Source organism: Microbacterium paraoxydans (genome assembly GCF_019056515.1).
Classification (GTDB): Bacteria; Actinomycetota; Actinomycetes; order Actinomycetales; family Microbacteriaceae; genus Microbacterium.
Window position 1 is genome coordinate 1,989,150 of sequence record NZ_CP064873.1, and the last position, 24,439, is coordinate 2,013,588.

The window sequence follows — 24,439 nt, forward strand, 5'->3', positions numbered from 1 at the left end:
TGTGGGTTCTTCCCTCACGACCGCCGTGCAGCAGCCCTCTTCTGCTGCCGGCACTCCGAATCACTCCTGTACAGAAAGCGTCCACACGTGGCAAACATCAAGTCGCAGATCAAGCGCAACAAGACCAACGAGAAGGCTCACGAGCGCAACAAGGCCGTGAAGAGCGAGCTGAAGACTCTCGTCCGCCAGACCCGCGAGGCCGTCGCCGCCGGCGACAAGGCCGCCGCCGAGAAGAGCCTGAAGAAGGCCTCGGTCAAGCTCGACAAGGCCGTCAGCAAGGGTGTCCTGCACAAGAACCAGGCGTCGAACCGCAAGTCGGCGATCGCCAAGCAGGTCTCGGCTCTCTGAGCTTCTGACTTCCGAAGGCCCGTCTCCTCGTGAGGCGGGCTTTCTGCTTTCCCGGGAGGCGGGTGCCCTAGCCTCCGAACGGCTCACGGGTGGCGATGACCGTCACCATGCGCTCGAGCGCGAAGATGGGGTCGCGCGCCGCACCCTTGACCTCGGCGTCGGCGCGCGCGGTCGCCTGGATCGCCATCCCCAGGGAGCGCTCGTTCCAGCCCGCCAGGTCGCGACGCGCGCGGTCGACCTGCCAGTCCTTCATTCCGAGGCGCTGGGCGAGCTGTCTGCTGGGCTCACGGTTGCCGGCGACGCGCGCCATCGTGCGCAGCTTCATCGCGAACGCGGCGACCATCGGCACCGGGTCCGCGCCGGAGGACAGGGCATGGCGGAGCGCCACGAGAGCCTCGCCGTAGCGTCCGGCGATGGCGGTGTCGGCGACGACGAATGCCGACACCTCGACCCGGCCGCCGTAGTACTTCGTGACGACCTCTTCGGTGATGTCGCCCTCGACGTCGCCGATGAGCTGCTGACAGGCGGCGGCGAGCTCGGTGAGGTCGTCGGCGAAGGCCGAGACGAGCGCTCGGAGTGCCGGCGGGGCGATGCGCTTCTTCGCCGCCTTGAACTCCCCCGCCGCGAAGTCGACCCGGTCGCCGTCGCGCTTGATGGCGGGGCACGCGATCTCGATCCCGCCGCCCGTCCCCGCGCGCAGCGCATCGAGGAGCTTCTTCCCGCGGACGCTGGCGCCCGTGTGGCGGAGCACGACCGTGGCCCCCTCCTGCGGGTTCTCCAGATACCCGATGGCCTCCTGGAGGAAGGCGTCAGAGCACTTCTCCACGCCGGACACGCGAACCAGGCGCGGTTCTCCGAACAGCGACGGCGAGGTCAGGGAGAGCAACGTGCCGGGAGCGTAGTCGTCGGCACGGACGTCGCTGACCTCGAGCGCCGGATCCTCCGCACGGAGGTAGTCGCGCACCCCGGCGATCGCGCGCTCGGCGCAGACCTCTTCCGGGCCCGAGACGAGCACCAGCGGCGCGGGGTGCGGCTCCCGCCACGACACCTGCGGGATCTTCGTGGCCTTCGCGCCGCCGCGGGAGGGAGGACGGGAAGCTGCCATGGGACCAGCCTACCGGCGGTGTCGGACACCCGACTCAGGGCGGCGCGACATCGGTCCAGACGCGGAGGGCATGGTCCTCGATGCCGAGCAGGGTGCGACCGTCGCGGTCGGTGCGGTAGACGTGCGCGCCGAGAGCCGACAGCAGCTCCAGGGTCTCCCGACGCGGGTGTCCGTAGTCGTTGCCCGCGCCGACCGTGATGAGCGCCGCGCTCGGATGCAGACCCTCGTACAGAGCGGGCTCCTGATCAGCGCTCCCGTGGTGGGCGATCTTGACCACGTCGTATCGTGTCAGCGGCGTATCGCGGAGCAGCGCGCGTTGCGGGGCCGCGGAGAGGTCGCCCAGCAACAGGGCGCGCGGCACTCCTCCCCCGGCGAACTCGGTGACGACGCTCGCATCGTTGCCCGGCGGGAAGGCGACGCTGTCCTTCCGCGGCCAGAGCACCCGCCACGATGCTCCGCCGAGAGTGCCCCGGTCTCCGGCGCCGACCGCGCGGAGGGCCGCGCCCGCCCGCGCCAGGCCATCGAGCACGCGCGCATCGGCATCGTCGGCGGGTGGTCCGTGCAACACGGTGTCCACTCGCCCTTCGAGCACGGCCGCACCACCGACGTGGTCCGCGTCGAAGTGCGTGAGCACGAGCAGGTCGATGCGGTCGATGCTCAGCGAGCGGAGGCAGGCGTCGAGCGCCCCGGGGTCCGGACCGGTGTCGATGAGGGCGATCGCGTCCTGCGAACGCACCAGGATCGCGTCGCCCTGGCCCACGTCGCACGCGGCGATCGCCCACCCGTGCGGCGTCACCAGCGGGGCGAGCGGACCGTCGACCAGCACGCGGGAGGCGCCAATGGACGCCACGACGATGAGAACGCCGGCCGCCACGCATCGGACGATGGTGAGGACGCCGCCGGACATCGAGGGCCCCGGCCGACGAGACCACACCGTCACGACGTCCGGGCGCGTGACGTCCCGTAGGCGCGGCCTTCCGCGGCAGCACACGATGGCGATCGCGACGCTCACCAGCGCGACCAGGGCAGCGCTGCCGAGCCCCGCGGGGAGGAGCACCTGAGCGCCGGGGAGCCCGGAAGTGACATGCGCGACGGTCGCGATCCACGCAGATGGCAGCCAGGCGCACGCGGTGAGCAGATCCGCGACGGGTGGGAGAGGCGCAGCGAGACAGGCGACGAGCCCGATCACCGTGGCGACCGGCGCGGCCGGCTCGGCGAGGAGGTTCGCGACGACCGAGACGAGCGACTGCTGCTCCGCGAACAGCGCGATGACGGGCGCGCACGCGAGCTGCGCCGCCAGAGGGACGGCGATCGCGAGGGCCAGCGGACCGGGCAGCCAGCGAGCAATTCCGTTCGCCAGCGCCGGGGCGAGCAGGATGAGGGCCCCGGAGGCCACGGCGGACAGCGCGAACCCCGGCGTCGATGCGAGCCAGGGATCGGCGACGAGGAGCGCGCCCACGCACAGGGCCAGGATCCCGGCGCCTGCGCTCGGCCGCCCGACGAGGATCGACAGCATGCCTGCCGCGGCCATCGTGGCGGCCCGGATGACGCTCGGCTCCGGCGTCACGAGCACGACGAAGGCCGCCAGCGCGAGGGCCGCGAGCACGACCCGCAGCGCTCGCGTCCCGCCGCTCAGCGCCGCGATCGCGAACACCGCGGCGACCACGATCGCGCAGTTCGCCCCGGACACGGCGGTGAGGTGGCTGAGGCCGCTCGTACGCATGTCGGCGTCGACTGCGGCAGGCACAGCGGTCGTGTCGCCCACCGCCAGCCCCGGAAGGAGCCCGGCGCCGGGTTCCGGGAGCCGCGTCGCGCGCTCCACGAACGACCGGCGGAGGTCGGCAGCGAATCCGAAGACGCCCGGTGCGGACCGTTCCACCGTTCCCGCGGTGACGAAGACGACGAGGGCCGCCCGCTCCCCCGCATCCGTTTCCGCACTCTCTCCGGTCACCCGCACCTGCGCACCGAGGACGAACCCCTCCCCTTCCTCGATGCCGATGCGCACCGGACCGGCCGCCGGCGCCACGGCCCCGGGCGCACCGATGCCGCTCAGCTGCACGTCCATCCACAGACGCCCATCGCGTCCCACGGACGCCGACGACGAGACTTCACCGACCGCTTCGACGGCTCTGCCTCCCCACGCGTGCACGGCGTCACGGCCCGCGGACTGTGCGAACACGGTGAACGCCACGGCCGCCGCCGTCGCGAGAACCACGATGACCAGTCCCCCGATCGTCGCGACTGCGCGGCGCCGGATCGCCAGAGCGGCGCCGATGATCCCCGCGGCCGCCAGGCATCCACCCGCCACCCACGCCGCCGCTCCCGGCACGAACACGCAGACCAGGGCCACACCCCAGGCACCGACCGCCACCGGCAGTAGGCGCAGATCGCCCGTCACGCCGATCCCTCCTCGGGCCCCAGGGACGAACGCTGCCTCTCATGCATCGGATCACCCTAGAGTCGCGCCGGCGCCCACTCCGCCCGCCGCGACCGCCGCCGCACGAGCGGAGGACAACGACCCCGGAGGTCAGGGTGTGGAGGAGCACTTCTCCGATGAGGAGACCGCCGGCGTCGGACGCGGTGACGACCTCGTCGGAAGCGATTGAGTAGCCTGGGTACTGGCGCGCGGCGGACGCTGCCGCGACGAGGAGGAGAGCGCATGAGTGTCCCGGCTGGGTGGTACGACGATGGTTCCGGGCGCCAGCGGTGGTGGGACGGAGCACGGTGGACCGACGCCTACGCTCCCCCTTCGGCTCCGACGAATCCCTCGCTGCCTCATCCCGAGGCGCCGACATACGGGTCGGCCGCCCCGGCGCAACAGGTCCCTGACGCTGCTTCTCGGCCGACGCCGGTCCTCGGGTTCATCGGGCTGGGCCTGGCCGTCCTCGGCGCCGTTCTCGCCTTCATCCCCGTGTTGTTCGTGGTCGGCGCGGTGATCCTGTTCGCCGGGTTCGTCGTGTCGCTGATCGGGTTGTTCACGAAGAACGCCGCGAAGTGGCCGTCGATCGTCGGCATGGTCGTTTCGGTCGTCGGCGCCGTGATCGGGGTCATCGTGCTCATCGTGTCGCTCGTGCTGGCCTCGTCGGCGCTGAACGACTCGTTGCCCGCCGAAAGCGCGCCCCCGGCCAGCGCCCAGCCATCGGACCCGCCGAGCAGCGCCAGTGAGAGCCGTCCGACACCTGAGGAGATCGGCGCGTCCGCGGAGGAGATCAACCGGTCGAACGGCCTGACCACCTATGACGATATGCCGGACTTCTATCCCTGCGTCGGGCAGTACGTCTACGACTCCGCGTTGTCCGATGAGAGCGTCCAGCTCCTGGTCGACGGACGCGATCCGCTCGAGTCCGAGCGGGAGCTGGCGACCCAGGTGATCACGGATGCCACGCTGACCTGCGATCCCCAGGGGTAGGCGACTCTCACACGCGCACCCCGTCTCGCAGCCCCTCCAAGACCTTCTCCCCGATCCCCGGCACCGCCAGGAGATCGTCGACCGTGCGGAACCGACCGTTGTCCTCGCGCCACGCGACGATACGCTCGGCCAGCGCCGGCCCGATTCCCGGGAGCTCCTCCAGAGCCGCCTGATCCGCGGTGTTCAGATCGACGGTCCCGTCTCCGGATGGCGGCGCCGACGGGTCGGCGACAGCACCTACGACCGGAACCAGGATCTGCTCACCGTCCTCGACCCGGCGGGCGAGATTGACCCCCGCAAGGTCGGCGGCGTCCGTCGACCCGCCGGCGGCCGCGAGAGCGTCGACGACCCGGGAGTCGGCGCGCAGGACGTACAGGCCCGGGCGCTCGACCGCCCCGAGCACATGCACGTAGATCTCCGCGGGCGCGGGCTCGACCGACGCCGAGCTCTCCGCGAGCGGAACCGCCTCGACGGACGACGGTTGACCCCGCACCAGCCCGAGGCCGACGGCCGTGGAGAGCGCGACGATCGCCAGCACGACCGCCGCGCCGAGTCCGAGGCGGAGCCTCCGACGGGGCGGAGGAGGTGGAGGCGGGGACGAGGTCATCCGGTCACCCTAAGCTCCGCGCCCACCGCCTCCCGGCTCCGGACACAGCGACCGTGGAGAGACGCTCAGACGGGACTCGTCGTGGAGGACGGCCGTTCCCGGTCGCGACGTGATCCGGGCATCATCCCTTCGCACCGGGGGAGGCGGAACCGCGGAGCACGCCGAGGACTCAGCCCTTGACGACGATGCTGACGATCTTCGGGGCCCGCACGACGACCTTGACGATCTCCCGATCGCCGATCGACCGGATGACGCGCTCATCGGCGCGCGCCAGCGCCTCGAGCTCGGCCTCGCCGATGCGTGCCGGCACCTCGAGCTGCGCGCGGACCTTGCCGCCGATCTGCACGACCGCGGTGACGGTGTCCTCGACGAGCAGCGCCGGATCGGCGGAGCGCCACGACACGAGGCCGACGGACGGCTCGTGTCCCAGGATCTCCCACATCTCCTCCGCGGTGTGCGGGGCGATGAGGTCGAGCATGACGGCGATGGTCTCCGCCGCCTCACGGACGGCGGGGTCGGCAGCACCGGCAGCGCCGTCGATCGTCTTCCGGGTCACGTTGACCAGCTCCATCAGACGGGCGACGAGCACGTTGAACTTCGTCTGCTCGACCAGCGCGGGCGCTTCGGCGAGCAGCTTGTGCGTCGCGCGGCGCAGGGCCGCGTCGCCCCCGTCGAAGACGACGTCGACGGGGCTGGCGACCTCGTGCGCGATCCGCAGAGCGCGCGCGAGGAACTTCTGCGCACCGGTGGTCGACACGTCCGCCCAGTCCTTGTCGTCCTCCACCGGACCGGCGAAGGCCAGACCGACGCGGAGCGCGTCGGCACCGTGGGCGTCGAGCTCCTCCTGGAACAGCACCAGGTTGCCCTTGCTCTTCGACATCTTCTGGCCGTCGAGCAGCACCATGCCCTGGTTGATCAGGTTGGAGAACGGCTCGGTGAAGTCGATCAGCCCCATGTCGAAGAGCACCTTCGTGATGAAGCGTGCGTACAGCAGGTGCAGGATCGCGTGCTCGACACCGCCGATGTACGAGTCCACCGGGGCCCAGCGCGCCGCCTGGGCGGGGTCGAACGCCACCGTGTCGCTGTTCGGCGACAGGAACCGGAGGAAGTACCAGGAGCTGTCGACGAAGGTGTCCATCGTGTCCGGATCGCGCAGCACCGGGTCGCCGGTCTCCGGATCCGTCGTGCGCACCCAGCTCTCGGCGCCGCCCAGCGGGGACGTCCCCTTCGGCTTGAGGTCGAGGCCCTCGACGCTCGGCAGCTTGACCGGCAGCCGGTCCTCCGGCACCGGGACGATGCGGCCGTCCTCGGTGTGGAGCATCGGGATCGGCGTGCCCCAGAACCGCTGCCGCGAGATCAGCCAGTCGCGCAGGCGGTAGTTCTTCGCCGCCCGGCCCGTCCCCGTGGCCTCCAGCTGCTCGATGGCGCGTGCGATCGCGTTGCGCTTCGACAGTCCGTTCAGCGGACCGGAGTTGATCATGCGTCCTTCGCCGGTGAGGGCGACGCCGGTCTTCGCCGGGTTCTGCTCGTCGAGCGCGGCGTCCGCATCGATCGGGACGCCGTCCTCGTCCACCTCGATGACCGGCATGGCACCGGTGACCGGAGCGGTGGTGTCGACGACGACCTTGACCGGCAGGTCGAACGCGCGTGCGAAGTCGAGGTCGCGCTGGTCGTGTGCCGGGACCGCCATGACGGCGCCGTGCCCGTAGTCGGCCAGCACGTAGTCGGCCGCCCAGATCGGCAGCTTCTCGCCGTTGACCGGGTTGATCGCGTAGCGGCCCAGGAAGACGCCCGTCTTGGGACGGTCGGTGGACTGCCGATCGATGTCGGTGGTCTTCTGCACCTCGGCCAGGTAGGCCTGGAAGCGCTCGCGCACCTCGGGCTCGGCGTCCGCCGCGATCTCGGCGGCCAGGTCACCGTCGGGCGCCACGACGAAGAACGTCGCGCCGTGCAGGGTATCCGGACGGGTCGAGAACACCGTCACCGGCTCCTCGCGGCCCTCGATGCGGAAGTCGACATCGGCGCCGACGGAGCGGCCGATCCAGTTGCGCTGCATCTGCAGCACCTTGTGCGGCCAGAACCCCTCGAGCTGGTTCAGGTCGTCGAGCAGGCGGTCCGCGTAGTCGGTGATGCGGAAGTACCACTGGGTGAGCTTCTTCTTGACGACCTCGTAGCCGCAGCGCTCGCAGCGCCCGTCCACGACCTGCTCGTTGGCCAGCACGGTCTGGTCGTTCGGGCACCAGTTGACCGGGCTCTTCTTCCGGTACGCCAGGCCCCGCTCGTACATCTTCAGGAAGAGCCACTGGTTCCAGCGGTAGTACTCGGGGTCGGACGTGTGCAGCACCCGGCTCCAGTCGAAGGAGACGCCGTACTGCTGGAAGCCCACCTTCTGCTGCGCGATGTTCTGGTACGTCCACTCGCGCGGGTCGGCACCCTGGCGGATCGCGGCGTTCTCCGCCGGCAGGCCGAAGGAGTCCCACCCGATCGGGTTCAGGACGTTGTGGCCCCGGTGCCGCCAGAAGCGGGCGACGATGTCGGAGTACAGGTAGTTCTCCGCGTGCCCCATGTGCAGGTCGCCGGAGGGGTACGGGAACATGGCCAGCACGTAGCGCCGCGGCCGGGTGTCGTCGTCTCCGCCCGTGAGGAACGTCTCGTGCTCCGCCCAGTACTTCTGCCACTTGGCCTGGATGGCGTGCGGCGAGGAGAACTCCTCGTCGACGGGAGCGGTGGACATGTTCTCGGACAACGAACGCACGACCAATCTGAAGGGAAAAACGGGATCAGTTCAGGATATCGGAACGCCAGGTGGCGGGCATTTCCGCGCCCAGCGCCGCGAGCGGGGCGCGGGCCTTCGTGGCGACCTCACGCACCTCGGCCGCGGGCACCGATCCCCACGTGATCCCGCCACCGGCGCCGACGAACGCCGCCTCCTCGTCCACGACGATGCTGCGGATGACCATCGCGAGATCGAGAGCACCGTCGACGCCGATGTAGCCGAAGCAGCCGGCGTAGATGTCGCGAGGGGCGCCCTCGAGGTCGTGCAGCTGCGTCATCGCCGACAGCTTCGGTGCTCCGGTCATGCTGCCGGCGGGGAACGCCGCCTCCAGCAGTGCCCCGACCGTGATCCCCTCCGCGGCCGTGCCGCTGACCGTGCTGACGAGCTGATGCACGGCCGGATAGCTCTCGACCTCCCAGAGACCGTCGACCCGGATCGACCCCGGCACGCACACCCGGGAGAGGTCGTTGCGCATGAGGTCGACGATCATGACGTTCTCGGCCCGCTCCTTCGGATCCGCGGCGAGCTCTGCGGCGAGCGCGGCATCGGTCGCGGCATCGGCACCCCGAGGACGCGTGCCCTTGATGGGACGGGTGCGGATGACGCCACCGCCGGCGTGGAGGAACTGCTCAGGGCTGGCACTGAGGAGCGCACGTCCCCCGATGCGCAGGAATCCCCCGTGGTGCGCCGGCGTCGCCGCCCGGAGCCGCCCGTACACCGCGACGGGGTCGTGGGCCCCGGGCACGGTGAACCGCGTCGTGAGGCAGAGCTGGTAGGCGATCCCGGCGTGGATGAGGTCGCGGCAGCGGTCGATGAGCTGCTCGTACGCGGCGGGAGTATGGCGGGCCTCGGCGACGTGTCGGTCCTCCACTGCCCGCGGCGTCGGCGCCTCGGGGCCGGCGTCGCTCAGAAGGGACTGCAGCCAGCGCTCCCCCTCACTGGTCTCCTCCTCCGGGGCCAGCAACCACAGGCGGTGCGCGTCGTGATCGACCGCCACGGCCCTGGTCACGCGCAGCCACGTCCGGGCTTCCGGCTCCGGCTCGGTGGCGACCGGAGCTCCCGCGCGCGCGGCTCCGCTCTCGTAGTCGCGCCAGCCGACCCATCCCCCGCGGAACGGCGGCATCCCGGCCTCGACGGACCCGGCATCCAGGCGCACGTCCTCCGGAAGCGGCTCCGCGACCCCGGTGCCGAGGAAGCTCCATCCCTCGACGGCGTCAGCGCCCGCATCGAGCCAGAACACGTCCGCCGGCCGCTGCGCGAGCACCCCGAAAAGTCGCTCCGGCGCCACCCAGGACGGCAGGGCTCGGGGGGTCAGGCGGTCGGGCACCTTTCCAGCCTAGGACCGGGCTGCTCCCGTATCCTCATGGGGTGGACGACCTCCTGCTCTGGCTCCTCGACACCGTGCAGTCGATCGATCCGGTCACGCGCACCTTGGTCGCAGGTCTCGCCGTCATGCTGGAGACGAGCATCCTCATCGGCCTCATCGTCCCCGGCGACACGATCGTCATCATCGCCTCGATGGGCGTCGCCACTCCCCTCGAGGGCATCGCGATGGGCGTGGCCGTCGTCGTCGGCGCCCTCATCGGCGAGAGCATCGGCTTCTGGCTCGGCCGCTGGCTGGGCCCGTACATCCGTGCCTCCTGGCTCGGACGGCGGATCGGCGAGCACAACTGGGTGCGCGCGGAGAACTACCTGGCCCGACGCGGCGGCATCGCCATCTTCCTCTCCCGCTTCCTCCCGGTCCTCCATTCCCTCGTCCCCCTCACGGTGGGGATGAGCGAGTACCCCTACCGGCGCTTCCTGGCCTGGACGACCCCGGCCTGCATCATCTGGGCCTCGGCGTACGTGAGCGTCACCTCGCTGGCGGCCGGGAGCTTCCGCGAGCTCGTCGACCGCGTGCACTTCGCGGGCTACCTCTTCGTGGGAGTCATCGCCCTGTTCCTCGTGCTCGCCTACCTGGGCAAGCGGCTGCTGCACCGTCTCGAAGCTCGTCATCTGGAGGCCCCGGCGGCGGAGTCCGACGCCGACGTGAAAGACTGAGGCAATGGCCCCCGCACCCCCGGCGCCCAGGATCCACTGGTTCGCCCGTCTCGAGCACCGCCTGCACGTGTGGCGCGAGGGACGAGCGCGCCGCCGCGGCCGGAGCGCCACCGTGCTGCCCTTCCCGGGCTACGGCGGCCCCGGGTGGGTCCGTGTGCTCGGTCGCGTGCTGATCGTCCCGCCGCAGCGCCGCGGCCGCGACGGGGAACCGGCGAGCATCCGCGGCTGGCGCAGCTTCGTCGGCATCCCCGTGGGTTTCGCCTCGGTCGACGTGCATGTCGGCGACAGCACGCATCGGGTGGTCGCCGACCGCGGCGGCGTCATCGACACCGTCATCCGCGCCGACCTCGAACCCGGCTGGCAGACCTTCACGATCACCGTCGAGGGACAGGAGCCGATCGAGGCGCGGGCCTTCGTCGTCGCGGAGAGCACCCGGTTCGGCGTCGTCTCCGACGTCGACGACACGGTCATGGTCACGGCGCTCCCCCGGCCCTTCATCGCCTTCTGGAACTCGTTCGTCGTCGACGAGCACGCCCGCATCCCGGTCCCGGGGATGGCCGTGCTGCTCGACCAGCTGCTCCGGCAGCACCCGGGGGCTCCGATGGTCTACCTCTCCACCGGCGCCTGGAACGTCGCCCCCACGCTGTCGCGGTTCCTCGGTCGTCACCTCTTCCCCGCCGGCTCGCTGCTGCTGACCGACTGGGGCCCCACGCACGATCGCTGGTTCCGCAGCGGGCGCGACCACAAGCTCACGAACCTCCGGCGACTGGCCACCGAGTTCCCCGACATCAAGTGGCTCCTGATCGGCGACGACGGCCAGCATGACGAGGCGATCTACACGCAGTTCCAGGAGGAGTACCCGGATTCGGTCGCGGGTGTCGCGATCCGGCGGCTGCTGCCTGCCGAGGCGGTGCTCGCCGGCGGCCGTGCCGAGATGGAATCCCATGACGCGGACGAGGTGCCGTGGGTGAGTGCCGAGGACGGCGCGGGCCTGCGCGACCAGCTCGGCGACGCCGGCATCCTGCACTGACATGATCCTCACCCGTGACGACTGGCTTCGGCGCGAGGACGCGCATCGGGAGCGGGCCGACGCGCTGACCGCCTCGCACCGAGACCGTGTGACGCGCGGCGAGAAGCACCCGGTGTGGGACTTCCTCTTCACCTACTACGGCTACAAGCCCGCGCAGCTCCGCCGCTGGCATCCCGGAGCGGGTGTGGAGCTGGAGGAAGCCCCCGAGCGGGCGGCATGGCGCTGGTACGCCCCCGGGGTCACCCCCGCCGGCGTGACGCCGGATGCCGGGCGCTTCGCCGCCGAGAAGCCCGAGCTCGCTCGCCTCGTCGCCCTCATGCTGCGCCGCACGGGTTCCCGGCCCGGGCAGTTCGGCTGCTTCGGTCTGCACGAATGGGCGATGGTCTACCGCGCCGCAGAGCATCGGCATGCCGTCCCCCTCCGGCTGGGGCAGGCGGGCACGGATGCCGTGGTGGAGGCGCACGATCTCCGCTGCACGCACTTCGACGCCTTCCGGTTCTTCACGCCGGAGGCGGTGCCTCGCAACCGGGCGGCGTTGACGAGAGAGGATCAGCCCCTCCTCGAACAGCCCGGCTGCCTGCACGCCGGCATGGACCTGTACAAGTGGGCGATGAAGCTCGGCCCGCTCGTTCCCGGAGAGCTGCTGCTGGACGCGTTCGAGCTGGCGCGCGACATCCGGCTGCTCGACATGCAGGCCGCCCCGTACGACCTGTCGGCGTGGGACGTCGAACCGGTACGCATCGAGACGCCGGAGGGCAAGGCCGAGTACGTCCGGCGCCAGCGTGATTTCGCGGACCGTGGCGCCGCCCTCCGCGCCTCCCTCCTCACCGCCTGGCTCGGCCCGGACGAGCGCGCCGCCGCCTGAGCGTCAGCCGGCGCCGCAGTCCCCGCAGACCGCCCACGACGACGACGCTGCGGCGAGCTGCAGACGCAGGGTGAGCACCCGGGTCGCCGCGTCCTCCAGACGCTCGGCGGGCAGCGTCCCGGCGTCGACCGCCGCGGCGATCCCCGCGGCCATGTCGGTCGCGGTCTGGGCGGTGGACCCCGCGATCATGAGCACGAGGTCGTTGCCGGCCGCGACTGCGGCGACGCCGTTCGCGACCGGATCGGCGTACGCGGGGTCCCCCGAGGACAGCAGCATGCCGAGGTCGTCCGTCACGGCCACGCCGTCGAAGCCGAGCTCCTCCCGCGCGATGCGATGCCACTCCGCGGAGAGCGACGCCGGACGGGAGTCCACGGCGGTGTACGCGAGATGGCCGTACATGAGCACCGAGGCGCCGGCGTCGATGCCGGCGGCGAACGGCACGGCATCCGCTTCGCGCCAGGCGGCCTTCGTCATGCCGGTGCTCGGGATCGCGTGATGGGAGTCGCCCGGCGCCGCTCCGTGCCCGGGGAAGTGCTTGAGCGTCGACGCGACGAAGTGCTCCTGCGCCGTAGTCGCCGCCGCGGTGCGGTCGGCGGCATTCTTTGGATCGATGCCGAGGGCCCGCCCGAAGATGAACGAGCCGCGGTCCGCGGGAACGTCGGCGACGGTACCGAAGTCGACGGTGATCCCGGCGCGCGCGACGAGCGCGCCCCGGGCCGCGAAGGCTGCCGAGGTCTCGGCGACCGGACGGCTCTTCAGGGTCGTCGACGCCGGGAAGGTGTCCCAGGGCAGGCGCGAGACGATGCCGCCCTCCTGGTCCACCGCGATCAGCGGCGGGAGGGAGGGGTCGACGGTCAGCGCGGCCGTCAGCGTGCGGAGCTCTTCCTCCGTGGCCGGGATGTTCCCGCCCATGAGGATGAATCCGCCGAGCCCCGACTGCATATAGGCACGCAGCGCCGCCGGATCGGTCCCGCCGATGTGTCCCATCACGATGGACGATGCCTGCTCCGCGGTACTCATGTCCGCGACGAGAGCGGCGGCCTGCTGTCGGAGCTCGCCGGGCTCTGCGGCCTGCACCGATACCGCCTCAGCGGGCTCCGTGCTGGACTGGGCAGCCGCCGACGCGCAGGCACCTCCCACGAGGACGATCAGGACGAGCGCGGCGCCGGCACCTCGCCGTGCCCGGCGCCCGAGGGACCGACTCCGCTTCATCGCCCTCAGCGCGCGAGCGCCTCGGCGATCGGCACCGAGGTCTCCTCGTCGCCGTTGCCGAAGCGGATCGTGCGCCCGATCGTGCCCGGGTCCTCCAGGGTCGCGACGATGACCGCCGCGACGTCGGCGCGGGAGACCTCGCCGCGCCCCTCCGGATCGATGCGGATGCGACCGGTCGGGTCATCGAAGGTCAGCGTGCCGGGGCCGAGGATCGTCCCGTCGAGGTCGGAAGCGCGCAGGTGCTCGTCTGCGGCCCACTTCGCGTCGGCGTACGGGAAGAAGGAGTCGTCCTCCGGGACGCCGTGATCGGCCGTGGAGCCGATCCACGACACCATGACGTAGCGTCGCACGCCCGCGCGCTCCGCCGCGTCCATGGTCCGCTCCGCCGCGTCGCGGTCGACCGCGTACGTACGCTCCGGGCTCCCGCCTCCGGCACCCGCCGACCACACCACGGCATCGTGTCCGCGGATGATCTCGGTGAGGGCGTCGACGTCCATGGTCTCGATGTCGGCGACGAGCGCGATCGCGCCGCCGTCCTCCACCTCCGTCACGTGATCGGGGTTCCGGATCACCCCCGTGACCTCGTGACCGCGGGCGACGAGGAGCGGGGCGAGCAGCAGGGCGATGCGGCCGTGGCCGCCGAAGACGAGGATGCGCGACATGTCTTCACCCTACGCGCCCCGACTGACGTCAGCCCGGGGTCTGCGAACTGTCGATGACGAAGGCCTGCGGATGCGAGGGGAGGTACCGCACGACGACAGGCGTCCCGGTCGGGATCCACGCGTCACGGTCCGGGTACACGGCGGGGGTGAAGAAGTCGCTCTCCAGCGTGTACTCGGTGCCGTCGGCCGCCGTGAACGTCACCCAGTCCCCGTCGACCGTACCCGTGGTGGGACGACCGTTCTCGAAGATGTACGCGCGGGTCACCGGGACACCGGTCAGGCTCAGGATCCCGATGATGAGGGAACCGAGCATCACGAAGGCCAGGACGCGGAAGAACACGCGGACCACGGAGCCACCGACGCTGCCCCTGGATCGCGTGCCCGCCGGAACAAGGCCTTCCCGCTCACGGACAGCCCGCAGCGAGCCGCCTCCGGTCGTGCCTCGCGCGGAGACCGCGAACAGCCCGAGGATCGAGAACGCCGCGATGAAGACCATCGCATAGCCGTGCGCGGCGGGGAAGTTCACCAGCCACATCAGCGTGTCGAGGGGGTTCATCGTGCCGCCTCCTTCTCGATCGTGACGGCGACCGTGTGCGGGTCCTCCCGCCGGTAGAACGCCCAGATCGGTGCCCCGACCTGCAGGCGCGACACGGCCTGCGGGTAGACGAACACGGTGGTGTCGGCCTCCCACGACTCTGCCCCCTCGGGGGCCACGAGCACCTTCAGCGCGAGTTCGCTCTGCCCCTCACGGCGCCGTCCGGTCGGACGCACCTCGACGACGGACGCGGGCACCTGGGTCCCCGTCGTACGCGCGCGGACCTGGGACGGGTCGATGAGGCCCCGGTCGATGCGCCACTGGAGCATCGCCTCTCGGACGCTCGGGTCGCTGAGGTCGGCGAGCTCGACCGTGTCGGGGTCGTCGACGTTGTAGCGGACCGGGACGGGCTGCCCCACCTGCAGCGCTCCGACGTCACCGGCGTCGAGCAGCATGCGCAGCTGTCCGATGAAATCGTCGCCGACGCTGGGGCTGACCCGGATGAACAGGTCGTACTGGGGCACGTCGTTCACGGTCACGCCGGTGCGCGACATCTCGACGACGGTGCCGACGCCGATCTGCGCCAGCCCGCGAACCTTCTTGCGCCGCGCCAGACCCGACATCGATCCGCCGAAGGTGAGCAGCAGACCCCACGCCACACCGATCACGATGGGGCCGCCGAGACCGTCACCGCTCGCGAACGGGAGGATCGACTCGCGCTGGTTCACACCGAACAGGCCTTCCCCCACCCACACCACGAGCCACGCGGAGAGCAGCAGCCAGACGACGGTCAGGACGATGCGCAGCATGCCTCCCAGCGTATCCACAGGACGCGCCGGACGACGAACCAGTCAGGACGAGACCGCGGCTCCCGTCTTCGCGAGCGCCCGGACGACACCGGCCGCAGCGGCCCTCCCCGCCCGGTTCGCGCCGATGGTGCTCGCGGAGGGGCCGTACCCGACGAGCTGCACCCGGGAGTCGGCCACCGCCGTCGTACCGCGGCCGCCGCGGTCGAGCTGGATCCCACCCGCGGCACTGCGCAGGTGGAGCGGGGCGAGGTGGCCGATGGCCGGCCGGAACCCCGTCGCCCACAGGATCACGTCCACCCGCTCGAACGATCCGTCGGCCCAGCGCACGCCGTCGGGCTCGATGCGCTGGAAGAGCGGTCGACGGTCGGCGTACGCGCCCAGGCGCTCCGCTTCCCGTTCCTGGGGGCGCAGCATGAGACCCGTGACGCTGACCACGCTCTCCGGGGGCAGGCCGGCCGCCACGCGCTTCTCGACGAGCGCGACCGCGGCGGCACCGGCCTCCGGCGTGAAGTCGTCGTCGCGCCAGACGGGCGGACGTCGAGTGACCCACAGGGTCTCGGTGAGAGGAGCGAGGGCACCGAGGAACTGCACGGCGGACGCACCGCCGCCGACGACCAGCACCCGCTTGCCGAGGAAGTGCTCGGGGCCCGGGTAGTCGACGGTGTGGAACTGCTCCCCGAGGAACGTCTCCATCCCCGGATAGTGCGGGAGGAAGGGTTGCGTCCAGGTGCCCGTCGCGTTGACGAGGGTGCGAGTGCGCCACTCCCCCTCGTCGGCCTCGACGACCAGGACCCCCGCGTCATCGTGGACCCGACGGACGTGCACCGGCCGCAGCACCGGCAGATCGTGGGCCTTCTCGTACGCGGCGAAGTACTCCGGCACCGCGATGTTGGCCCGGCGCCCGTCCCGCGGCGGCGCGGTGTCTCCCGGGAGCTCCGCGACCCCGTGCACGTCGCGCATCGTGAGGGCGTCCCACCGGTGCTGCCAGGCTCCCCCGGCCCGCGCATCGGCGTCCAGCACGATGTGCTCGATCCCGCGGCGGCGCAGGTGGAACGACGCCGACAGCCCGGCCTGGCCGGCGCCGATCACGATGCTGTCGAGAGTGCTCACGATGGATCGAACGCCGTCGCTCCTCCGGATGTTCCTCGTGTACCGACGCGCCCGGGCGGCCCGTCCCGATTGGTGCGGATGCGGATTCGTGTAGTAGTGTTTTCACGTTGCCCGGAGCACTCCGGAACAGCGTCTGGGCCTGTGGCGCAGCTGGTAGCGCACCTGCATGGCATGCAGGGGGTCAGGGGTTCGAGTCCCCTCAGGTCCACGAAAAACCCTCGGTTCGCCGGGGGTTTTCGTGTTTCCGCGGCGTGCTGCATCACTCGAGATCAGGCGCCCGCGCTCCATCAGGCATTCACTGACCTCCCTGCCTGATGCCGCGCCATCGCCTGACTGAGGAGCATACGAAGACGAAACAGTCATCACGGTAGCGTGTTACATATGCATGCTTCCGTCGCGCGACGCGGTCGCCGCTTCGCTCCCGTGATCGTCGGTGTTCTCGCCGTCCTCGCGCTCGGCATCGGCGGGGTGATCGCGTGGCGCTTCCTCGCCCCCACCCCGTCGAACTACGAGGGACTCGACGCCACCGACAAGGAGATGCTCACCCAGCTGTCGGAGCAGGACGACGTCACAGCGGCACATGCCCCGGAGATCTGGACGGACGCCTACCGGTATGAGGACCAACCGCTGGTTCTGCTGCGCACGGACGGGGAGAAGAGCTCCTTCTGGTCGCACGCGATCCTCGTCAACATGAGCGGTGTCACGGACACCTCCGGCATGACGAAGATCGACGTCCCCGGGGCCACCCACCTCGATGACGTCCGCATCAGCCGGACGTTCGCCGTCGGGGACGCGCTGCTGTACGCCCCGTCCAACTTCGGTGTGATCGAGGTGGGCGGCGATGATGTCCTCGCGTTCAAGTACAACCAGACGATGCTCGACACCGAGACCACGACGTCACAGGGCTTTCAGCGCTTCTCCCTGCACGAGAACTTCCACGTCACGAAGCAGGGGCTCGACCCGGAAGCGCCCGGCGCCTGGCCGTGGGAGGCCGGCGGCGCGATACCGGACTACCCGCACACGGAGGCGCAGTACGAGCTGCTGCGCGTGGAGGCGCGGATCTTCGACCGGGTCGAATCGGAGACCGATCCGCAGGCGCTGGCGACCCTCGCGTCCGACCTCGCCACCGTGCGCATGGCGCGTTACACGACGTGGCCGACCCTGAAAGCGGAGATCGAGCTGGAGGCCATCGAGGGGACGGCGACCTACGTCGAGCGGGCCTTCGACAGAGCACGAGGTCTCACTCCCGTGCAGAGCACCTTCACCGACGGTCTCGACGCGCTGTTCGACGACCCGGAGCAGCAGACCGTCCTGGAACGCGACTACTCCTACTTCACGGGTGCACAGCTCGGCCTCCTCCTCGACCGCATCGCTCCCGACTGGAAGACGCAGATCGAGCCGGCTCCCGTCGGGTCCGCGTCGACCCCGTTCGCGACGCTGCAGCGCGTGACCGGCGTGACCACGGCACCCGACGAGGCACAGCTCCGCACGATCGTCGACCGCTACCTCCCCTGATCCCGCTCGACCTCAGGCATTCGCGCGACAACAGGCTCCGATGTGCCAGGTCGCCTGATCTCGCGAGCGGGCCTGAGGCGGCGTCCCGGACATCGCCCGGAAAAACACGGTGTGGCGTGGCCGCGGCTCCATCGTCATAGGAAGGACATCGACAGATCATAGGGCCGCCACCGGTCCCCTTTCTACCGTGGAGGCATGAACACGACATCCTCTCCCGCGCAGAAGCGCCTCGCCTGGCTCTCCGGCCTCGTCCTCGCGGGCGGCCTCGTCTTGAGCGGCTGCGCCGCAGCCACGACCGCCGAATCGACGACCTCTGCCTCGTCATCCGCCTCGGCTTCCGCCGCCGCGTCGACGGAAGCCGGAACGACGGCGGGGACGATCGCCGACACGTCCGCAGCCGCCGCAGCCTTCCTCGCGACGCTGACCGACGAGCAGAAGGAGACCGTTCTCTACGACTTCGACGACGAGACGAAGACGACCTCGTGGTCGAACTTCCCGGTGACCTTCGTGCAGCGGGCCGGTCTGAACCTCGTCGACCTGACCGAGGAGCAGCGGACAGCGGCGCTCGCCGTGCTGGAGTCTCTCCTCAGCAACGAGGCCTACGCCACCGTGACCGGGATCATGGGGGGCGACGAGTACCTCGCCGAGAACAGCAGCAGCACCGAGGATTCCCTCGGGCAGTACTACATCGCCTTCTTCGGCGATCCGACGGCGACCGACAGCGCCTTCGAGGTGCAGTTCGGCGGGCACCACCTCGGTATCAACGCCACGCTGGACGGCAGCACCGACGCGATCACGTTCGCGCCCACGCACCTCGGCGTCCAGCCCGCCGTCTACACGAACGAGGACGGCGAGGAGGTGCAGCCGTTCGACGGGATCTACACGGACGCCTTCGCGTTCTTCGACAGCCTCACCGCCGACCAGCAGGCCACGCTGACCTCCGGCGATGTGAGCATGTGCGCACCGGGCGACACGTGCGATTTCGTCAGCGGAGCCGGGCTGTCCGGGGCCGACCTCTCCGACGAGCAGCGGGACCTGCTGCTCCAGCTCATCGCGAACTGGGCCGGGATGAGCGACGAGGAGACCACGGCGTCCACGCTGGCCGACATCGAGGAGACGCTGGATGACACCGTCATCGCCTGGTCCGGGGCGACGACGTACGACATGAGCACCGGGAACGGCATCGACTTCTCGATCTCCGGCCCGAAGGTGTACGTCGCGTTCCAGGCGCAGCAGGGCTCTGCGGGCGCCGACGTCGACGGCGTGACCACGTCGGGCTGGGGGCACGTGCACACCATCTACCGCGATCCGACCAACGACTATGCGAACAGCGTCACCCAGCAGGCCGCGTCCGGCATGGGCGGCCCGGGAGGCGGCGGCACGCCCCCTGCTTCCTGAGGTCGGAGCCGGCTCCGTAGCCGCCCCCGCCACGGCCCGTCAACGGTCTCCCCAGGGTGCGCATGCCGGCGTAGACAGAGGGCATCCGACGAAAGGAGACGACATGTCCAACACGACTCCCCCGATCCCGCCTCTCCCGCCGATCGCCGACGGGGACGCCGACGACGTCCCGACGCGCGAGGTGGACGGCGAAGAAGTGCTCGACGAGGATGCGGACGACGCCCAGATCGACAGTGCGGAGGCCGACCGCGCCGCCGTCGCCGGCGACGACGACTGATCCGGACACAGGAAAGGGCACCGCCTCCTCACGGAGGGGTGCCCTTTCTCACGCGGAGCCGGCTCAGGTGGCCAGCAGCGGCGGTCGATGCGGGATCGCGATGGGACGCGTCGCCCGGCTCGCCCCCTGCATCCGCTCGACCTCCTCCAGCACCTCGAACGCCGTGCCGTATCGGATCGCGAGCGGAAGATCGCGCAGCCACGTCACCTCGACTTCGGTGTCGGCGAGCTCGTACACGCAGGCGACGACATGGCGCGGGTCGTTCGGGGGATAGCGCAGATCGTTGATCACCCACTCCGACGGCGTGATGCGGTGAAGCACGAAACGGGGATCAGGAACTTCTGACATCAGTCGGCCCTCCAGGACTCTCTGATGACGAGCCTCGGATACCCCGCCAGGGAAGGGAAGGGCCTTGACACCCTCACGAGGAGGTGCAGGAGAATGGTGTGATCGGCTCGTTCAGCCTTGGGGACGCACCGTGAGATCCGTGAGGTGGGCGTCCCGCGGCAGGTCGAGCGCGGTGAGGATCGTCGTCGCCACCGCCTCCGGCGTGATGAACCGCGTCGCGTCGTACTCCTGGCCTTCCTGCCGGTGCACCCGCTCCTGCATGGGCGTCGCCGTCCGCCCCGGATACACCGAGGTCACGCGGATACCGTGCTCGGCCTCCTCCTGCCGCAGCGCGTCAGCGAGAGCCCGCAGGCCGTGCTTCGAGGCCGCGTAGGCCGACCACCCCGGGCTCGCCCGGAGCCCGGCGCCGGAATTCACGAACACGACGTGCCCCCGCGAGACCCGGAGCACGGGCAGCAGGAGACGGGTGAGCTCCGCCGGGGCGACGAGATTGACGGCGAGCTGCTGGTCCCAGAGCGCCGGGGTGAGCTCCCCCACCGTCCCGAGATCGACGACGCCGGCCGCGTGCACCAGGGAGTCGATGCGATCCGGCAGACTCTGCTTCGAGAGCGCCCACGAGAGGCGTCCCGGCTGGGCGAGGTCGCCGACCAGGGTCGAGACCCCCGGCAGCTCCTCGGCGATCTGTCGCGCGCGTCCCGCGTCGCGCGCGAGCACCACGACGTCGTCGCCGCGCTCCACGAGCCGTCGGGCGAGGACCGCGCCGATGCCCGACCCCGCACCGGTCAGCAGGTGCGTGGCCATGTCAGGCGTTGTCAGCCGACGCTTCGGCGACTTCGAGCGGGATGACCGGGCAATCCTTCCACAGACGCTCCAGGCCGTAGTAGACCCGCTCCTCCTGGTGGAAGACGTGGACGATGAGGTCGCCGAAGTCCAGCAGCACCCAGCGCGCCTCGGCACGCCCCTCCCGGCGCACGCGCTTGTGTCCGGACTCGACGAGACGGTCCTCGATCTCGTCGGCGATCGCGGCGACGTTCCGCTCGCTGTTGCCGGTCACGAGGAGGAAGATGTCGACGAGCGGAAGCGGCTCGGAGACGTTCAGTGCGACGAGGTCCTCACCGCCCTTGGCCACGGCGGCGTCGGCGGCGATGCGCAGCATCTCTTCGGCGGTTTCGGGTGATTGCATCAGAAGACGTTTCCTGTGAAGGCGATGACCAGGGCCGTGCCCAGGCCCAGCGCGAGGGCGCCCGCGACGATGGCGGCGATCAGCATCAGCCGGTTGCCCTTCTCGGGTGCCGGCGGACGGATCACCTCGCCGGCGGGCTTGATGGTGCTGACCGCGGAGCTCGCCGCGATCGGAGTCGGGGACGACGCGGGCGGGAGTTCCCCGTCGATAAGGACGGCGTCGACCTCTTTGCCGTCCGTGGTGCCGTGAGCGTGCCCCTGCGAACCGAGCCCCTTGGGCAGTTCGTAGGACCCCGTGACGAGGATCTCGCCCGTGGAGGCCACCGGCCCGGACAGCGAACCCTCGCCGGCCGACGGCGTAAAGATCAGGGCGTTCGGTGCCGAGTGCTGGGTGCCCCCGGAGTCGTTCGAGGTGAGCAGCTCGTCGAACGAGGGACGGAACGGCGCGGGCTCGGCGGGTGCATCCTCCTGGAGCACCCCCTCCCCGAACGTCGGGCTCACGGTCGGGCGCTCGCCCGCCTCGATGTCGTCGTCGACCTCCTCCTCGAGGAGATCCTCGTCCGAGGCCTCGTCCTCCGCGGAGACGCCGAGTACCTCCGACAGATCCTCCGGAGCCGACTCCGTCTGCGCACCCTCGTCCTCGACGAGGGGCACCGTGCCGACGGTATCGGCGACGTCGGCGGCGCTGACGGGCTCCGCGGCGACCTCGTCATCGACGACGTCGTCCTCCTCCGTCGGTGCCGCCGGCTGCTGATCCGCCGCGACGTCGTGCCCGGCCTGATCCTCCGCGCCGTGGACCGGGACCGAGGCGGTCTTGATCTTCTCCTGCTCCCGCGCCTGGCGGCGGGTCAGCGGAGCGGCGCCGGGCTCGACGGGGCCTTCGGCGACCGGCGCCGGGGGGACGACGACGGGCTCGGCGGCGCGGGGCAGCGGCTGGGCGGGAGGAGCGGACTCCGCGGCGGCCTTGGCCTCTTCCTCGCTGATGATCGGGGTGGATCCCGTCAACCGGATCTCCCGCAGCTGCTTCCGCGTCAGCGGACCTCGCTGATCCGATGTGCTCATGCCTTGCTCCGATACAGATGATGCTTCGCGATGTACTGGACGACCCCGTCGGGGACGAGGTACCAGACCGGTTGATCGTCACGGACACGCTCACGACAGTCCGTCGACGAGATCGACAGCGCCGGCACCTCGAGCTGGCTGACGTCGTCGCTCGGGAGGCCGTCGATGCTCAGAACGTGTCCTGGGCGGGAGACCGCGACGAAGTGGGCCAACTCCCACAGTTCATCATGGTCTCTCCAACTGAGAATTTGCGCCACGGCATCGGCGCCACTGATGAAGAACAGCTCGGCGTCCGGACGCTGGGCCTTGAGATCGCGGAGGGTGTCGATCGTGTACGTCGGTCCCGCGCGGTCGATGTCGACTCTGCTCACTGTGAACTGCGGATTGGACGCCGTGGCGATCACGGTCATCAGGTAGCGGTGCTCGCTGGGCGTCACGTCCGCCTTCTGCCACGGGCGACCCGTCGGGACGAACACCACCTCGTCGAGATCGAACGAGTGCGCGACCTCGCTGGCGGCGACCAGGTGGCCGTGATGGATCGGATCGAAGGTGCCGCCCATCACGCCGATGCGCGGTGCGCGCGTGGTCGCGGTGCTCATGAGGGCCTAGTGGCCGTGTCCCGCCTCGTGGTCCTTGCCGTGCTTGGCCGCCCAGGCCTCGGCCTTCGCCGAGTGACGGTTCGCGACGTTCTTGTACGACAGCGTCACGATCCCGAGCGCGGCGAACACGATCGCGGCGATGACTCCGAAGATCAGGGTGTCGAGGGCCACGTTGCCGTGGTGCTCGGTCTCTGCGGCGGCCATCGCGATCTGTGCGACGAGGTTCATCCTGACTCCGTTCGTGGCGTGCTGTCTCGGGGGTCCTGTGGGGATACAGCGTCCCCCAGTCTAGCCCTCACCCGCGCGTCTGACCGGCCCCACGCGCGAGCCATTTCGTACTGGTCAGTTCGGCGAGCCCCATCGGACCGCGCGTGTGCAGCTTCTGCGTCGAGATCCCGACCTCGGCGCCGAAGCCGAACTCGGCCCCGTCGGTGAACCGGGTCGAGGCGTTGGCCATCACGACCGCGGAGTCGACTTCGGCCAGGAAGCGTTCCGCGTTGCGCGCGTCGGTGGTGATGATCGACTCCGTGTGACCCGTGCTGTAGCGGCGGATGTGGTCGAGAGCGTCGTCGAGGCTGTCGACCACCTTCATGGCGACGTCGAGGCTGAGGTACTCGGTGGCCCAGTCCTCCTCCGTGGCCGGGATCACGTTGGCGACGAGGCCCGCCACGACATCGTCGCCGTGGATCGCCACGCCCTCGCTCATGAGCGCGCTCGCGACGAGGGGGATCAGCCGCGGGGCGGCCTGCCGGTGCACGAGGACCGTCTCGACCGCGTTGCACACGCTCGGCCGCTGCACCTTGGCGTTCACGACGATGTCGCAGGCCCAGTCGTCCGGGGCGCTCTCGTCGAGCAGGATGTGCACGTTCCCCGCACCCGTCTCGATGACCGGCACGGTCGACTCCGTCACGACGGTCTCGATGAGACCGGCGCTGCCGCGCGGCACGAGCACGTCGATGAAGCCGCGGCCGTGCATGAGCGCCTTCGCCCCGTCGCGCCCGAAGTCGTCGACGGTCTGGATCGCCTCCGGCGTCACGCCCGCCGTCCCGACGGCGGCGCGCATCACGTCGACGAGCACCGTGTTCGAATCGCGCGCGGCGCTGCCTCCGCGCAGGACCACGGCATTGCCGGATCGCAGCGCGAGAGCCGCGATGTCGACGGTCACGTTGGGACGCGCCTCGTAGATCGCGCCGACCACCCCGAACGGGACGCGCACCTGCTCGAGGGCCACGCCGTTGGGCATCCGATGGCCACCCACCACCCGGCCGACGGGATCGGGCAGCGCGGCCACCTGCCGGACGGCGGCTGCGAGAGCCGACACCCGCTTCTCGTCGAGGCGGAGCCGATCGATGAGGGACTCGCCGATTCCGTCGTCACGCCCGCGCGCGACATCGCGCTCGTTGGCCTCGATGATCCGGGCGGCGTTCGCCTCGAGGGCGACGGCGACGGCTTCCAGCGCCCGCGCCTTGTCGTCGCTGGTGAGGGCGGCGGTCTCCCGCGAGGCCTCCTTGGCCCGCTCCAGGCGCGTCTGAGGGGTGAGGTCGGTCATC

The 24,439-nt window shown here is 70.6% G+C and carries 25 protein-coding genes and 1 tRNA gene; 9 read left to right on the top strand and 17 right to left on the bottom strand.

Annotated features, from left to right (window positions below):
- The first annotated feature begins 87 nt into the window (after positions 1-87).
- Entirely contained in the window at positions 88-348 is a 261-nt protein-coding gene (gene rpsT, locus IZR02_RS09565) for a 30S ribosomal protein S20 (protein WP_025103704.1), read from the top strand.
- A gap of 67 nt (positions 349-415) precedes the next feature.
- Here the strand turns inward: rpsT and holA are convergent, their stop codons facing one another.
- On the bottom strand, positions 416-1,453 hold the full coding sequence (holA, locus tag IZR02_RS09570) for a DNA polymerase III subunit delta (protein ID WP_025103705.1): 1,038 nt from the start codon (positions 1,451-1,453) through the stop codon (positions 416-418).
- Between the two features lie 34 nt (positions 1,454-1,487).
- Positions 1,488-3,851: a ComEC/Rec2 family competence protein gene (locus IZR02_RS09575; protein WP_254385343.1), complete on the bottom strand. Its 2,364-nt coding sequence runs from the start codon at positions 3,849-3,851 to the stop codon at positions 1,488-1,490.
- A 261-nt stretch (positions 3,852-4,112) separates the two neighbouring features.
- Between IZR02_RS09575 and IZR02_RS09580 the strand changes: the two genes are divergently transcribed.
- On the top strand, positions 4,113-4,862 hold the full coding sequence (locus tag IZR02_RS09580; protein WP_025104949.1) for a DUF2510 domain-containing protein: 750 nt from the start codon (positions 4,113-4,115) through the stop codon (positions 4,860-4,862).
- A 7-nt stretch (positions 4,863-4,869) separates the two neighbouring features.
- On the opposite strand, the gene IZR02_RS09585 is transcribed toward IZR02_RS09580, so the two are convergent.
- The 3 genes from IZR02_RS09585 to IZR02_RS09595 all read right to left on the bottom strand — a co-directional run bounded on the left by IZR02_RS09585 (position 4,870) and on the right by IZR02_RS09595 (position 9,572).
- A complete protein-coding gene (locus IZR02_RS09585) occupies positions 4,870-5,469 on the bottom strand; it encodes a ComEA family DNA-binding protein (RefSeq protein WP_025104950.1) in 600 nt (199 codons plus the stop codon).
- 169 nt (positions 5,470-5,638) lie between these two features.
- On the bottom strand, positions 5,639-8,203 hold the full coding sequence (leuS, locus tag IZR02_RS09590; RefSeq protein WP_029989824.1) for a leucine--tRNA ligase: 2,565 nt from the start codon (positions 8,201-8,203) through the stop codon (positions 5,639-5,641).
- 46 nt (positions 8,204-8,249) lie between these two features.
- Positions 8,250-9,572, bottom strand: a complete 1,323-nt coding sequence (locus IZR02_RS09595) for an anthranilate synthase component I family protein (RefSeq protein ID WP_025104952.1) — start codon at positions 9,570-9,572, stop codon at positions 8,250-8,252.
- Between the two features lie 41 nt (positions 9,573-9,613).
- On the opposite strand from IZR02_RS09595, the gene IZR02_RS09600 reads away from it, so the two are divergent.
- From IZR02_RS09600 to IZR02_RS09610, 3 genes are read left to right on the top strand one after another with little or no spacing between them, the layout of a single operon-like run.
- On the top strand, positions 9,614-10,285 hold the full coding sequence (locus IZR02_RS09600; RefSeq protein ID WP_025104953.1) for a DedA family protein: 672 nt from the start codon (positions 9,614-9,616) through the stop codon (positions 10,283-10,285).
- Between the two features lie 4 nt (positions 10,286-10,289).
- Positions 10,290-11,315, top strand: a complete 1,026-nt coding sequence (locus IZR02_RS09605; RefSeq protein ID WP_025104954.1) for an App1 family protein — start codon at positions 10,290-10,292, stop codon at positions 11,313-11,315.
- A gap of 1 nt (position 11,316) precedes the next feature.
- Positions 11,317-12,180, top strand: a complete 864-nt coding sequence (locus IZR02_RS09610) for a hypothetical protein (RefSeq protein WP_025104955.1) — start codon at positions 11,317-11,319, stop codon at positions 12,178-12,180.
- A gap of 3 nt (positions 12,181-12,183) precedes the next feature.
- On the opposite strand, the gene IZR02_RS09615 is transcribed toward IZR02_RS09610, so the two are convergent.
- From IZR02_RS09615 to IZR02_RS09635, 5 genes are all read right to left on the bottom strand, one after another.
- Positions 12,184-13,257, bottom strand: a complete 1,074-nt coding sequence (locus IZR02_RS09615) for a glycoside hydrolase family 3 N-terminal domain-containing protein (protein ID WP_240183580.1) — start codon at positions 13,255-13,257, stop codon at positions 12,184-12,186.
- A gap of 140 nt (positions 13,258-13,397) precedes the next feature.
- On the bottom strand, positions 13,398-14,054 hold the full coding sequence (locus tag IZR02_RS09620) for an SDR family oxidoreductase (protein WP_025104957.1): 657 nt from the start codon (positions 14,052-14,054) through the stop codon (positions 13,398-13,400).
- Between the two features lie 28 nt (positions 14,055-14,082).
- Positions 14,083-14,610, bottom strand: coding sequence for a hypothetical protein (locus tag IZR02_RS09625; RefSeq protein WP_025104958.1), 528 nt, complete (start codon positions 14,608-14,610; stop codon positions 14,083-14,085).
- The gene (locus IZR02_RS09630; RefSeq protein ID WP_025104959.1) at positions 14,607-15,398 is read right to left on the bottom strand and encodes a hypothetical protein; all 792 of its coding nucleotides are present in this window, start codon (positions 15,396-15,398) and stop codon (positions 14,607-14,609) included. The genes IZR02_RS09625 and IZR02_RS09630 overlap by 4 nt, the downstream gene beginning before the upstream one ends.
- Before the next feature lie 42 nt (positions 15,399-15,440).
- On the bottom strand, positions 15,441-16,508 hold the full coding sequence (locus IZR02_RS09635; protein ID WP_025104960.1) for a flavin-containing monooxygenase: 1,068 nt from the start codon (positions 16,506-16,508) through the stop codon (positions 15,441-15,443).
- Positions 16,509-16,643: 135 nt separating this feature from the next.
- Here IZR02_RS09635 and IZR02_RS09640 point away from each other — a divergent pair.
- The 4 genes from IZR02_RS09640 (at position 16,644) to IZR02_RS09655 (ending at position 19,698) form a co-directional block, all read left to right on the top strand.
- Positions 16,644-16,716 (top strand) — tRNA-Ala (locus IZR02_RS09640).
- A gap of 173 nt (positions 16,717-16,889) precedes the next feature.
- Positions 16,890-18,023 carry a hypothetical protein gene (locus IZR02_RS09645; RefSeq protein ID WP_025104961.1) on the top strand — a complete coding sequence of 378 codons (1,134 nt, stop codon included), beginning with the start codon at positions 16,890-16,892 and terminating at the stop codon, positions 18,021-18,023.
- Between the two features lie 195 nt (positions 18,024-18,218).
- Positions 18,219-19,421: a DUF3500 domain-containing protein gene (locus IZR02_RS09650; protein ID WP_062766681.1), complete on the top strand. Its 1,203-nt coding sequence runs from the start codon at positions 18,219-18,221 to the stop codon at positions 19,419-19,421.
- Between the two features lie 103 nt (positions 19,422-19,524).
- Positions 19,525-19,698, top strand: coding sequence for a hypothetical protein (locus tag IZR02_RS09655; protein ID WP_164498152.1), 174 nt, complete (start codon positions 19,525-19,527; stop codon positions 19,696-19,698).
- 63 nt (positions 19,699-19,761) lie between these two features.
- Here the strand turns inward: IZR02_RS09655 and IZR02_RS09660 are convergent, their stop codons facing one another.
- The 7 genes from IZR02_RS09660 to IZR02_RS09690 form a co-directional block, all read right to left on the bottom strand.
- A complete protein-coding gene (locus IZR02_RS09660) occupies positions 19,762-20,019 on the bottom strand; it encodes a hypothetical protein (protein WP_164498151.1) in 258 nt (85 codons plus the stop codon).
- A 138-nt stretch (positions 20,020-20,157) separates the two neighbouring features.
- Positions 20,158-20,847, bottom strand: a complete 690-nt coding sequence (locus tag IZR02_RS09665; protein WP_025104964.1) for an SDR family oxidoreductase — start codon at positions 20,845-20,847, stop codon at positions 20,158-20,160.
- Position 20,848: 1 nt separating this feature from the next.
- Positions 20,849-21,229 (bottom strand): ribosome silencing factor, encoded by a 381-nt coding sequence (rsfS, locus tag IZR02_RS09670; protein WP_025104965.1) that lies wholly within the window; start codon positions 21,227-21,229, stop codon positions 20,849-20,851.
- The gene (locus IZR02_RS09675) at positions 21,229-22,290 is read right to left on the bottom strand and encodes a hypothetical protein (protein WP_025104966.1); all 1,062 of its coding nucleotides are present in this window, start codon (positions 22,288-22,290) and stop codon (positions 21,229-21,231) included. The genes rsfS and IZR02_RS09675 overlap by 1 nt, the downstream gene beginning before the upstream one ends.
- On the bottom strand, positions 22,287-22,889 hold the full coding sequence (gene nadD / locus IZR02_RS09680) for a nicotinate-nucleotide adenylyltransferase (protein ID WP_029989831.1): 603 nt from the start codon (positions 22,887-22,889) through the stop codon (positions 22,287-22,289). Before nadD ends, IZR02_RS09675 begins: the two co-directional genes overlap by 4 nt.
- Positions 22,890-22,895: 6 nt before the next feature.
- Complete coding sequence (locus IZR02_RS09685; RefSeq protein WP_025104968.1) at positions 22,896-23,117, bottom strand: hypothetical protein; 222 nt, start codon at positions 23,115-23,117, stop codon at positions 22,896-22,898.
- Positions 23,118-23,184: 67 nt separating this feature from the next.
- Positions 23,185-24,438, bottom strand: coding sequence for a glutamate-5-semialdehyde dehydrogenase (locus IZR02_RS09690; protein ID WP_025104969.1), 1,254 nt, complete (start codon positions 24,436-24,438; stop codon positions 23,185-23,187).
- Position 24,439: the final 1 nt, after the last annotated feature.